We start from the raw sequence: 12612 nt of genomic DNA on the forward strand, positions 1-12612 counted from the left end.
GGGGTGTGGGGGTGGGTCTGGCGGTCGGGCTGTTCGCCCCGGCGTTGCTGGCGTCGGCAGCGGTCGGTGCCGCAGCCGGTGCCTTGGCGGGCACATTCGCCGACCACCGCCTCAAGACCGGTCTCGGCGACAAGATCGGCCAGGCATTGTCGGCCGGCACGGCAGTCGTAATCGCCGTGTTGCCTGAAGGCAGCCGGCTCGCCGTCGAGCAGGCGCTGGATTCGTCGCCGATGAAATCGGTTGCCGAACTGGACAAGTCGACGCTTCGTGGGCTGGAGTCGGCGTTGACCGAGGCGATGGGCAAGTTCAACCCGGACCGCACCCGGCTGCCGCTGCCGGACCGCAAATTCGGTGGCGTGATGGGCCGCACAATGGCGGAGTCGGTGGGTGATTGGACGATCGTTCCGGGGCCGAAGGCGCCGGAGGGCGCGCCCAACGTTCTGATCGTGCTGATCGACGACGCGGGATTCGGCGGCCCGGACACCTTCGGCGGCGCGATCCGCACCCCGACGTTGACCCGTGTTGCGCAGAATGGCTTGACCTACAACAGATTCCATGTCACAGCCGTGTGCTCGCCAACCCGGGCGGCGCTGTTGACCGGACGCAACCACCACCGCGTCGGCTTCGGGTCGATCGCGGAGTATCCGGGTCCGTTCCCGGGCTACTCGTCGGTCAAGCCGCGCAGCTGCGCGGCGCTGCCGCGGATAGTGCGTGACAACGGCTATGCCACCGGCGGTTTCGGCAAGTGGCATCTGACTCCCGACAGCGTCCAGGGCGCCGCTGGCCCGTTCGACAATTGGCCGCTGGGTTGGGGATTCGACCACTACTGGGGCTTTCTGTCCGGGGCCGCCGGCCAGTACGACCCAATCATCACCCAGGACAACTCGGTGCTCGGAGTACCGCAGGGGTCGGCAGGCGGGGCCGGCAAGCCCTATTACTTCCCCGACGACCTCACCGACAAGGCCATCGAGTGGCTGCACGCCGTGCGGGCCCAAGACACCGACAAACCCTGGATGATGTACTACTCCACCGGCGCCACCCACGCCCCCCATCACGTCTTCAAGGAGTGGGCCGACAAATACCAGGGTGAGTTCGACGACGGCTGGGATGTCTACCGGCAGGAAACGCTGGACCGTCAGAAGAAGCTCGGCATCGTGCCGCCGGACACCGAATTGACCGAGCGGCCAAGCCTTTTCCCTGCCTGGGACAGCTTGTCGGACAGCCAGAAAAAGCTCTACGCCCGCCAGATGGAGGTGTTCGCCGGCTTCTCCGAGAATGCCGACTGGAACGTGGGACGGCTGCTGGACGCCGTCGAAGACCTGGGCGAGTTGGACAACACGCTGGTCTTCTACATCTGGGGTGACAACGGCGCCAGCATGGAGGGCACCCTCACCGGGTCGTTCAACGAGATGACCTTTCTGAACGGCATCGTCCTCGATGCCGACCACCAGCTGCAGCTGATCGAGCAGTACGGCGGAATCGAAGCGCTCGGTGACGAGCACACCGCCCCGCACTTCGCCTCGGCCTGGGCGCACGCCAACAACACACCGTTCCAATGGGGCAAGCAGATGGCAAGCCATCTCGGCGGGGCGCGGGATCCGATGGTGGTTGCCTGGCCCGGTCGGATCAAGCCGGACAAGCGAATTCGCGACCAGTTCACGCACTGCATCGACATCACACCGACGGTGCTGGAGGCGGTCGGCCTGCCCGAGCCGACCAGCGTCGACGGCATCGACCAGGAACCGATGGACGGCACCAGCTTCCTGCACACCTTCGACGACCCCGCCGCCGACGAACGCCACAGCGTGCAGTACTTCGAGATGTTCGGTAGCCGGGCGATATACCAGGACGGCTGGTGGGCGTGCACCCGCCTGGACAAGGCGCCATGGGACTTCTCCCCGCAAACCCTGCAGCGCTTCGCGCCCGGAAGCTACGACCCCGACAACGACGTCTGGGAGCTGTACTACCTGCCCGACGACTTCTCGCAGGCCCACAACGTCGCCGCGCAGCATCCCGACAAGGTCGCAGAACTGACCCGGCTGTGGTGGCAAGAAGCCGAACGCAACCGGGTGCTGCCGCTGCTGGGCGGCCTGGCGGTGGTCTTCGGCCAGCTGCCGCCGATGCCCACCGTCACGCGCTTCTCGTTCAAGGGCGACGTGCACAACATTCAGCGCGGCATGATCCCGCGCATCTACGGCCGGTCCTACGCCATCGAAGCCCGTCTACACCTGCCCGACAGCGGTGCCGAGGGCGTCGTCGTGGCCAACGCCGACTTCATCGGCGGGTTCGGTCTCTGGGTCGACGAGCAGCAGTTGCTGCACCACACCTACTCCATGCTCGGCGTCGAAACCTACCGGCAGGTCTCCACCAAGCCGATCCCCACCGGCGACGTGACGGTCAAGATGCTCTTCGAGTCCACCCAGCCCGTCCCCGGATCCGGCGGCCGCGTCACGCTGTGGGCCGACGACGAGTTGATCGGCGAAGGCGACATGCCGCAAACCGTGCCGTTGGCGTTCTCCTCCTACGCCGGGATGGACATCGGCTGCGACAACGGCCTGGTGGTCGACCGAGCCTACGAGGACAAGGCGCCATACCCGTTCACCGGCACCATCCGCGAGGTGGTGTTCGACCTGCAGCCGGTGCGCGAGGAAGCCGAGAGAGCGCTGCACGAGCACGCGGCCGTACAAGCTGTCGGCCGGGGCGCCGCGGGGTGAACGCGGGGGCCCCGCGCATGCAGGTCGGTATCCCGGCATGACGCGCGCGACGTCCGGAGCTGCTTGGACTACCAGCTCGGCCGCAGAGCGGACTCCACCGTCGGGTACACGGGCAATAAGTCGTTGAACCCGCAGGCCGCCACGATTCGGGCGACAGTCGTTTGCGGGGTCACCAGGCGTAGCTTGGCGCCGCGGCGACGACACCGATCGGCCTCGTCGGCCAACACGGCGTAGGCGCAACAGCCCATGAAATCCAAGCCGGTGACGTCGACGACGAACAACCCAGACCTGGGGACGCTGGTGGCCGTCTCGGTGATCAGCTGGCGCCAGGTGTGCTCGTTGCAGGCGTCGACCTCGCCGCCCGCTTGTATCAACACCGCCGCTCCGTTGCGGTCGGTGGTCGCCCGCAAGGTGCTCCGCGGGTCGCCCAACTCGCTGACCAGCCGCGTGCTGAGCATCAGGTGTGGGGTGATCGGTTCTGCTGTAACCACGCTCATGGCGCACTCCTAATCGACTGGCGCCGCAGCGCCGCGATGGATGCCCGTCCTGCGCGTCTGAAGACAGACTTCGTCATTAGGTCTCATTTGTATAACGAGACAGGTCGGTCTGTCTACATCTAGGGTCTGAGAGTATGGTTAGGGCTCGCTATGGCCATACCGGAGTTCGCCACGCCGGCTGCACCTGCTCGTGAGCGCATCCTGGGGGCCGCCTACGAACTGTTCAGCCGGCGCGGTGTCCGGGCAGTAGGCACCGACGAGGTGATCGAGCGGGCGGGTGTGGCCAGGGCCACGCTGTACCGGCATTTCGCGACCAAAAACGACCTGGTGCTGGCGGTGCTGCAGCGGCGCGAAGAACTCTGGACCTACGGTCTGATCGACGCACACTCGCGCGAGCTGGGCAACACCCCCGAGGAACAATTGCTGGCGATCTTCGACGTGCTTCACGATTGGTTCCAAAGTCGCGACGGGTATGAAGGCTGCTCGTTTATCAATGTGCTGCTCGAGTTGGGGCGTGATCATCCTGTCGGCCAGGCTTGCGTCGCCCATATCGACCATGTGCGTGACATCGTGCGGAAACGTGCGGTGGTAGCCGGCCTCCTCGACGTGGAGGATTTCGCCTGGTCGTGGCACATCCTCATGAAGGGCGCCATCATCATGGCGGCCGTCGGGGACGCCGAAGCGGCTCACCGTGCGCAGAAGATGGCTCGCGTTCTCATCGAACAGCATCGTCCCCAATCCGAAGCGGTCGGTTAGCGTTCGCCGGCTGTCGGCCAGGCAGATAATTGCCTTATGCAATCATTGCATTGACAAATAGTTGTACTTAATTATAGTAAGTGCGAAGCGACTGAGTTGCGCACCGGACACGACAGCGACGGGCATGCGGACGAGAGCATGCGGGTGCTATCTCCCGCGCGAAGACCCCGCCCTGGCTAACGATGCGCCGGCGCCCGATAAGCGAAGTATGAGGAAACCACATGGCTATTGTGGGCGTCGGCCTGGAATCTCGGCCAGTGGCGGGATCGTCTCATACGGTGGCAATCGTTATTCCCGCCTATAACGAAGAACGCTTTATTGCCAAGTGCGTGGCGGCGTCCATTCGTCAAACATCGCCGCCAGACGAGATCATTGTGGTCGACAATCGGTCGACCGACGGCACCGCATCGATCGTACGACGGTATCAAGAAGAGAACCCGCATATCGACATACGCCTGCTCCATCAAACCGAACATCAGGGCGTTATTCCGACTCGCAATTATGGGTTTGACAATGCGCGCAGTGACGTGATCGCCCGGATCGACGCCGACGCCATTCCTCCCCATGACTGGGTCGAGACGGTTCGGTCCCGCTTTCAGGACCCGGGCCTCGACGCGGTCTCGGGGCCGGTCTTCTACTACGACATGCCGTTTCCCGCGCTCGGTCTCGTTTTCGAGCGCATGGTCCGCCGGACACTGCATCGCAGCGGCAAGGATCAGCGGTTCCTTTACGGAGCGAATATGGCAATCCGCGCGTCCGCGTGGCGGGCGATTCGTCACCTCACCCAGCTGGATCCCGAAGACCGGCTGCACGAGGACATCGATCTGGCGATCACGCTATTCAAGAACGGATTCGAGGTCGGATACGACCCCGGACTGGTGGGCGGTTTGTCCTGCCGCCGGGCGGAATGCACGGTGCGCGATGCCTACTGGTACATCACTCGCTACATCAGGACGACTAAATTGCACGGCGTCAAAAGTAACGTCGCGCTTATGGTGATGTCCGTACTCGCGCTGGTCTATTTCCCGCTTCGCATAATGCGGTTCTTCTTCGACGGCGAGAACCATCAATTGACGCTGTCGAAGCTGCGTGCCGAACTGCGCGGCAAGCGTAATGGAGTGCTGCGCCGTCGCGCACGCGCACTACCCAGTGGTGAGCGGTTGCCCGCGGTTGCCGGTGGCGTGCCTGCTCGTCGCCCGGCAGCCGCGGCGGGGCACCGGCTCGTCGCCTAACGGGCCGCCGTGTCCGCCTTGCGATAGTGCTCCTGCTCGAGTTCGGCAATCGCCCGCGATGTGCGCTCGCGCAGCAGGATTGCCGCGATGATCCCGACCACGATGGCGACGACCAGCGCGACCCAGGAGAAGCGCTGCATCCAGCGTTCCGCCGCCATCCCGGCGTAGTAGATCAGCGCGGTGGTGCCACCGGCCCAACAGATGGCACCCGACATATTGGCGGCCAGAAATCGTGGGTAGTGCATTTTCAAGGCGCCGGCGAGCGGCCCGGCCAAGATCCGCAGCAGCGCGATAAAGCGACCGAAGAACACCGCGCGAACTCCCCAGCGGTTGAATAGCCGCTCGGCGAGCGCGACATGTCCGGGGCCGAAGTGCCTCGGAAACCGCCGGCCAAGCCGGTCGAACAGCGGCATGCCGAATCGGCGGCCGATCGAGTAACCGATCGAATCACCGACTACCGCGCCGATGACGGCGGCAACGCCAACACCGACCGGGTTGACGGCCAGATCGTGATGCGACGACATCAGCGCCGCGCTGACCAACACGATCTCCCCGGGAAGGGGAATGCCCAGACTCTCGACTCCGACCACGCCGCCCACTACCAGGTAGACGGCCAGCGGCGGGATCGAGTGCAGCAGCGCTTCCACATCCATTGCTAAAGGATGCCTGACGCATGCTCACCGCGCCGTGCAACGAGGCTGGTGACCGGGCGGCACCGTATTTGTCGTCACAGCTGCCCCAGGAGTGCGCAACCGGGTGCCGTCGACGCTCCCGACGGGAGGGGCCCCCGAGGGCGTATATTCGGCCGTCACATCGCCAGGAGGCCGTTAGTGGAATTCAACATCGCTCAGGTGTTCTCGGCGGTGGCGGCGGCCAATCCGGATCGCGACTGCATCGTGTTCGGGGACCGGCGATTCACCTACGCGCAGACCGACGAACGCGCCCGCCGTTTCGCCCGCGCCTTACACCGGTGGGGGCTCGGCGTTCGTCGGGAACGCTCCGAGTTGGCACCATACGAATCGGGACAAAGCCACCTCGGTTTGTACATGGCGAACTGTAACGAGTTCCTCGAGGCGATGATCGGGGCTTACAAAGCCCGGGTTGCCCCGTTCAATGTCAACTACCGCTATGTTGCCGACGAACTGGTGTATCTGCTCGGGAATGCCACGGCCGACGCCGTCATGTACCACGCACGGTTCGGCCCGACGCTGGGTGAGGCCTTGGAGAGATACGACCGCCGCCCGCGCCTGATCCACGTCGACGACCATTCGGGAAACGATCCGTTGCCGGGGGCGGTGCGCTACGAGGAACTGTTGGCGTCGATGTCCGGGATGTCCGACGAGCCGCTCGACGTGACCCCGTCGCCTGACGACCTTTATGTGCTCTACACCGGTGGCACCACCGGAATGCCCAAGGCGGTGCTGTGGCGTCAGCACGACATCTACATGAACGCAATGGGCGGACGGGCTTTTGGCACCGGCGAAATGGCCACCAGCCTGCAGGAGATCGTCGAGCGGTCACGGCCGGACGGGCCGGGCTCGATGACGGCGGCGCCGCTCATGCACGGCGCGGCGCAGTGGGCGGCATTCATCAACCTGTGTGGTGGACGGACGTTTGTCATGGCGCCGACGACTACCCACTTCGATCCTGCCGAAGTGTGGACGCTGGCCAGCCGGGAACAGGTGGTGTCGCTGTCAATTGTCGGCGACGCCTTCGGACGGCCGTTGATCGACGAACTCGAGTTCGGCGATTACGACCTGTCCGGGCTACTGATTCTGGTCACCGGCGGTGCGACCCTCAGCGCACCGATCAAGCAGCGCTTCGTGGAATTGCTGCCGCAACTGGCGATCCTGGACGCAGGTGGGTCCTCGGAGTCGGGGTCACAGATGGGCCAGGTGTCCACTCGCCTGCAGGGTGCTTCCGGCCGGTTTGCTCCGAACCCGGGCGCGGTGGTGGTCAGCGAAGACATGACCCGGATCCTGTCGCCGGGGGACGACGAAATCGGCTGGTTGGCTCAGCAGGGTCTGATTCCGCTCGGGTACCTCGGCGACCCAGAGAAGACCGCGCGAACATTTCCGGTCATCGAAGGGATTCGCCATTCGGTTCCCGGTGACCGGGCCCGTTGGGCCGCCGATGGCGGAATTGAGCTGCTCGGCCGTGATTCGGTCACCATCAACTCCGGCGGGGAGAAAATCTTTGCCGAGGAGGTCGAGGCCGCGATTGCCGAGCACCCCGCTGTGTACGACGTCGTGGTGACTGGTCGTCCCAGCATCCGGTGGGGAAGCGAAGTCGTCGCGATCGTCCAATTGGCGCCGGGCCGGGATGCCGACCCGGACAGCATCATCGCCGAGGCCGCGCGCCACATTGCGCGCTACAAGCTTCCAAAGGAAATTGTCTTCTGCAGCCGGGTGCAACGTTCACCGTCGGGCAAGGCCGATTACCGCTGGGCCAAAGATCAAGTGACACAAAAACTTTAACGCGTCGGCTCAAGACAGAAAGCGTTTTTGTAGCCGGTTGAAGGCGGTGGGCTCGCGGCAGGCCCGGTAGCGCTCGTGCAGATCTCGGGCCAGCACCTGGACCGGGGTGGCCGTGGTGTCCAGTTCGAAGTCGTACTCGGCATCGGCATGTGCGGCGCGGGCGCTACCCCGGTTCCAGCCGGGGTAGCGGTTGCCGCGTTCTTGCTCCCGGCGAGCACCCTCTTCGTCGGAGACATGGACTCCCACCAACCAGACTGTGCAGCCCTCGAAAACCCGGAGGGCGTCCACCAGCCACTCCCGCTTCCAGATCACCTCGTCGGCGATCACGTTCATGCCGTTGTCCAGGTAGGCCCGGATGGCGTGGTAGCGGGCATGCATGGCCTGATCCAACAGCGGACCAGGATGCACGGTGAACCAGTCCAGGCCGTCTTCTTCGACCACGCTGTCCCACGTGTAGTACTCGGGCCGCACTCGATCTAGGTCCAGTTGCGCGGGAGGCAGTGCAAACCAGAACAGGTCGATCCCCAGGTGCATCCAGCATTCGGCGGCCAAGTCTTGGAACGCCAAGGCGAGTGACGTCTTTCCCGCGCTGGATCCGCCGTTGAGAATGATGAGCTTGCCCTGTGCCGTCTCAGTCATAGCTGCCATAGCCGAATGAGGGTACCGCCAGGTTCGGGTTATTGCTCGTCAAAATGGTGGATCGTCGGGCACTGGGGGTACCGGCGGTGGTCGCCAGTGCGATGGGAGTTCCTCGGGTTCGCGGGGATCATTCACCCAGGTACAAAACGGGCTGGTGCTCGGTTCGCCCTTGAAGAGAAACAGCATGTCGCGCATGTGGTTTCGAAACTTGCGTGCTTCGATCTCTGCTTTCCGTGCCTGCCGCAACTCTCGTTCGGCGGTGTTGACGCGGCGTTGAACGTGATTGCGGTTGCGTGCTCGCGCGATCCGCGCGGCGCGTTCGTCGGCCCGGGTCCGAGATCGGCGCGGCGCCGGATCCGAGAACAACTCGGCACCCGCGGGTACCGTTCGATATGTCTTGCCGGTCGGCGATGTCCAGATCACGACGCCGTCGGGCAGCTGCTCGTCCCGCCATCCGGCGATGCCGCTGTGAAATGTCTTCAGCCGGTGGTGTTTTCGGCACAGACACTTGAGATTACTCGCGAGTCGGGAATCTACCCCCTCGACTCGGGATCACCTGTCAGTCGGCTGGCTAAGGACATCGACACGCCGGGCTTGACCGTGAACCATTGCGCCGCAGTCACTTCGCCGTTCTGACGACAGTGAGGTTGTGATCATGCAGCGCGGTGATAAGTGCGCGGGTCCCGTCGTCGCGTTGTGGCGCCAGTTCGTGGGCGATGGCTGTGCGCACCACGGCCGATACCGGTAGGCCGCGTTCCGCGGCAGCGGCGCGTAGCCGGGTCATCTCATCGGCGGTTAGGCGCACGGTAAGGGTTTGGGCCTTTTCGCGGTTGGGGTGGGTGGCCGACGCGGTGGTGTATTCAGAGCTGTCGACGGCTTCCAACTCGCGCGCCTCGTTGAGCAGGTGGCTGAGCTCGTTGTTCACTGGTTGTTCCTTTCCCGGTATGTGCTCTGGTCGGTGAGGTTGGCAGGCCAGCAGTTTGCACCGTATTGCCGGTCCTCGTGGCTAACGACGATGACGACGAGCACTCGGTCTGCGGTCGGCGAGAATCCAATGAACCGGCTACTTTTGCCCGAGCGGCTTTTGGGATCGGGGATAAACCCCACCACGTCGGGATCGTTGACGGCCTCGGTTGCCATCTCAACTGTGGTGCGGTGCTTGTCCCACATATGGGTCACCGCGTCGCTCGGCCAATGCAACTCGGTCACTAGGCCAGTGTATTACAAACGTATGGCATCTGGCTCTGTTTTCCTGCGGTTACCGACCGGAGCGGCGGTTTGCCACCAGTGAAACGGTAAAGGGTTGGGAGGCGCTATGCCAGCAAGCGCCGGCCAATACCGCGAAGGCGTGGCAAGAACTGCGTGCCCGGCCGGACAAACCGGTGGCGATGGGCCGACATCACCCGCTCGTAGACCGGCTCGCCAGTGTTGTGCACCGCGGTGTCGCCATAAAGCAATGGCAACACGAGGCCAACAGGGGGCGGGCAACTCTGGTACGTCGTCGACACCGAGAAATGCACCCTGTGGCTACGCGGGTCTCGGCCACCCCTCCGCCACCGATTAGCCCCCAGCGCCAGCGCTGGACCTGGCCGGCACGACCGCGTCCGTCATTCTGCCAACAGTGCGCAACCGGGCTCCTGGCCGGTGGGTAGATTAACGACGCCTCAGTACCCTCGGGCCGCTCTGTCGTGATTCACGCAGCATGACCAGCGAATTCCATTGTGCAACACAGACATTTCACCTTGTCGAGCACCGTCAGGCCACCGGCGCCCGGGTCGGTGTGGTTGAACGGGATGGTGTGATCGATATCGCAGACCCGCGCCGGTCGGCTGCATCCGGGAAATCGGCAGGTCAGATCTCGGCAGCGGACTGCGCGGTCAAGGGCGGCCGATGGGTGATAGGTCAAAGCGTCGGCTTCGGAGGGTAGGTCCACGATGAGGCGACGGGTCGCCGAGGCCGCGAGTTCGCGGACCAGGTCGGCGTCGATGACGCCGTAGCCCTCGACGTATCCGGGTTGTTGGCTCCTACCCGAAAGCGTATCGGCGGTGGCCACGACGTTGACGAGGACCTGCGCGCCAGTTGGCGCGGCTGCTCCACCGGGCCGGGCCGGGCAGTCGCTCGATCCGCATCGACAGGCCAGGGGCCCACCGGCGGTCAGCGCTCCGAGCGCATCGGCGCGACGCTGCGCCAGGGTACGGGGGTCGTTGCGGCACACGGCCGTTGCCAACTGCGACAGTTTGCCGTCGAAGGCGGTGGCGTCTGCGCCGGTCACGATGCCCCACAGCTCGGCCATGCCGTCGGGATGCGGCGTGATACCGATCTCGCGTTCGTCGTCGGCGCGACGTCGACGCTCCCGGGCGGCGTCGGGATCGATCGCCAGCACCTGCCGGTCGATGGCGTTGACGATGCGCTGGCGCGACCACCCTCGCCACTTGCTGATTCGTGCAGCAAGTGACTGATCGAGCCTGGCGATCAGCTTGTCGTCATTGACCAGATCAGTGCGGCTGATGATCAATTGGGCTGTGCGCCAATCGATTCTGCCCTCGGCCAACAGCGCTCCGATCCGGCGCAGCCGGGTATCGAGCATCTCCGCGCAGTGCACCTGGTATGCGGCAGCCGCCGAAGAAACATTCAACGCCGCCGCTACCTCGGCGCAGGTCTGCTCAGCCCCGTCGATGGTCGCGTAGGCCAAATCCGGGTCGCGGCGTTCGGCGGCGCTTCGGTGGCGCAGCAGCGCCGCTATTGCGGCGAGACGGCGCGCGGTCAGGGCCGACTCCTCCCGATAGGTGGACTCGATTGCCGTGACCAATTGCTCCGGGGTGAGCTCGTCCAAATCCGCAGACGATGCGCCGCGGGGCTCGAACATGCTTTCGATTATGCCGCTGGGGTCCGACGATTTCTCGGGTCCGCGGCATTACTGTGGATGAACCTCCGACTGTGGATAACTCTTTTGCGCTGAGTAGCGACGCTGCGAGTTGTGCTTGCCTGCGAGGTGCGTGCCGCGGCCTGCCGAACGTCGCCGATCGCTTGGCGAAGCGGAGTGTCTGCGAGAGGTCTTGTCTCCCAATCGAATTGCCTGTTATCGGTCCGGCGGGCACGCGACGGCAGTGGGTTCCCTCGGCACCGGGAGCGCCATCGTCTGTGACGGGGTGCGTTCGGACCCGGGTACCTACCAGCGGCAGCCACGCACGCCGGATATGTTTGCTGGTTTGGGCAGTACCGGTGCGCCGGCCGGTGATCATCGTGCGGCCCTCCGACGGACGTTGACCACAGCATCTGGCGGCACTGCCAACCGCGACTCGCCTTGCCTCAAAAGCCCTCGAGGTGTTCGCTGCGGGGATAGGATCTTTGCTGCCGAGTGCTCAAAGGTCCCTCATGGTCCCTGGCAACCGTTGTGTTGTCCTATCGGGAGGTTGCACATGTCGTTTGTTGTGGCGGCGCCGGAATGGATAGCGACAACGGCGTCGGACGTGGCGGGTATCGGCTCTGTGCTCACGGCCGCCAATGCGGCTGCAGCGTTACCGACGACGGCGATAGTCGCGGCGGCCGAGGATGAGGTGTCGGCAGCGATAGCGGCCGTGTTCGGATCGCACGCGCAGGGCTATCAGGCCCTCAGTGCCCAGATGTCGGCGTTCCATGAGCAGTTCGTGGCGGCGTTGACTGCGGGTGCCGGCGCGTATGCGGCCACCGAGGCGGCCAGCACGTCACCCTTGGGACAGTTGCTGGGATTGATCAATGCGCCCACCCAGGCGCTGCTCGGCCGCCCGCTGATCGGCAATGGCACCAACGGCGCCGACGGCACCGGCGCTCCCGGTGGGCCGGGCGGGCTCTTGCTCGGCAACGGCGGTAACGGCGGTTCCGGCGCGTCGGGTCAGGTCGGTGGTGCTGGCGGAGCCGCGGGGCTGTTCGGCAACGGCGGGATCGGCGGGAAGGGCGGGGATGCGGTAGCGGGGAACGGTGGCCCCGGTGGCGCCGGTGGGGCCGGCGGATGGTTGCTGGGCAATGGTGGCACCGGTGGGGCTGGCGGCGCGGCAGCCGCTGGTGGAGTAGGAGGTGTCGGCGGTGTCGGCGGTGCCACCGGGCTCATCGGCAGCGGCGGGACCGGCGGTGTCGGTGGTACCCGAGCGGCGGGCACCACCGGCGGGGTCGGTGGTGTCGGCGGGGTTGGAGGTGTGTTCGGCAACGGCGGTTTCGGCGGACACGGTGGTGCCGGTGATCTCACCGGTGGTGGTGGGGCTGGCGGAGTCGGCGGGGCAGCCAGCTGGTTCGGCAGCGGCGGGGTAGGCGGTGCTGGCGG

10 protein-coding genes and 2 pseudogenes are annotated in these 12612 nt (G+C 65.1%); 5 read left to right on the forward strand and 7 right to left on the reverse strand.

The features are described 5' to 3' along the window. Positions 1-2714 (forward strand): arylsulfatase (locus tag EET03_RS09770; protein ID WP_136625671.1); only part of this gene is annotated, 2714 nt, incomplete at its 5' end. Positions 2715-2782: 68 nt separating this feature from the next. On the opposite strand, the gene EET03_RS09775 is transcribed toward EET03_RS09770, so the two are convergent. Further along, the gene (locus tag EET03_RS09775) at positions 2783-3211 is read right to left on the reverse strand and encodes an anti-sigma factor antagonist (protein ID WP_075544548.1); all 429 of its coding nucleotides are present in this window, start codon (positions 3209-3211) and stop codon (positions 2783-2785) included. A gap of 150 nt (positions 3212-3361) precedes the next feature. Here EET03_RS09775 and EET03_RS09780 point away from each other — a divergent pair, with 150 nt between their 5' ends. Together EET03_RS09780 and EET03_RS09785 are read left to right on the forward strand one after the other, a co-directional pair. Next, the gene (locus EET03_RS09780; RefSeq protein ID WP_075544549.1) at positions 3362-3967 is read left to right on the forward strand and encodes a TetR/AcrR family transcriptional regulator; all 606 of its coding nucleotides are present in this window, start codon (positions 3362-3364) and stop codon (positions 3965-3967) included. 221 nt (positions 3968-4188) lie between these two features. Further along, complete coding sequence (locus EET03_RS09785) at positions 4189-5199, forward strand: glycosyltransferase family 2 protein (protein ID WP_082274856.1); 1011 nt, start codon at positions 4189-4191, stop codon at positions 5197-5199. On the opposite strand, the gene EET03_RS09790 is transcribed toward EET03_RS09785, so the two are convergent. Next, on the reverse strand, positions 5196-5852 hold the full coding sequence (locus EET03_RS09790) for a DedA family protein (protein ID WP_063472605.1): 657 nt from the start codon (positions 5850-5852) through the stop codon (positions 5196-5198). The two genes, EET03_RS09785 and EET03_RS09790, sit on opposite strands and share 4 nt — an antisense overlap. A 177-nt stretch (positions 5853-6029) precedes the next feature. Between EET03_RS09790 and EET03_RS09795 the strand changes: the two genes are divergently transcribed. Further along, positions 6030-7676, forward strand: coding sequence for an acyl-CoA synthetase (locus EET03_RS09795; protein WP_075544551.1), 1647 nt, complete (start codon positions 6030-6032; stop codon positions 7674-7676). 9 nt (positions 7677-7685) lie between these two features. On the opposite strand, the gene EET03_RS09800 is transcribed toward EET03_RS09795, so the two are convergent. The 5 genes and pseudogenes from EET03_RS09800 to EET03_RS09825 all read right to left on the reverse strand — a co-directional run. Further along, on the reverse strand, positions 7686-8324 hold the full coding sequence (locus tag EET03_RS09800; protein WP_208649029.1) for a phosphotransferase-like protein: 639 nt from the start codon (positions 8322-8324) through the stop codon (positions 7686-7688). Between the two features lie 39 nt (positions 8325-8363). Continuing rightward, positions 8364-8834 (reverse strand): annotated as a pseudogene (locus tag EET03_RS31310) (HNH endonuclease signature motif containing protein); the annotation flags it as partial. 100 nt (positions 8835-8934) lie between these two features. Further along, positions 8935-9240 (reverse strand): ribbon-helix-helix protein, CopG family, encoded by a 306-nt coding sequence (locus tag EET03_RS09810; protein ID WP_075544553.1) that lies wholly within the window; start codon positions 9238-9240, stop codon positions 8935-8937. After that, complete coding sequence (locus EET03_RS09815; RefSeq protein ID WP_244232295.1) at positions 9237-9524, reverse strand: transposase; 288 nt, start codon at positions 9522-9524, stop codon at positions 9237-9239. Before EET03_RS09815 ends, EET03_RS09810 begins: the two co-directional genes overlap by 4 nt. A gap of 517 nt (positions 9525-10041) precedes the next feature. Beyond that, positions 10042-11181 (reverse strand): annotated as a pseudogene (locus tag EET03_RS09825) (HNH endonuclease signature motif containing protein); the annotation flags it as partial. Between the two features lie 553 nt (positions 11182-11734). Between EET03_RS09825 and EET03_RS09830 the strand changes: the two are divergent. Continuing rightward, positions 11735-12612: PE family protein (locus EET03_RS09830; protein WP_136625672.1), on the forward strand; the 878-nt coding region annotated here is incomplete at its 3' end.

It is taken from the genome of Mycobacterium innocens (assembly GCF_900566055.1).
Classification (GTDB): Bacteria; Actinomycetota; Actinomycetes; order Mycobacteriales; family Mycobacteriaceae; genus Mycobacterium; species Mycobacterium innocens.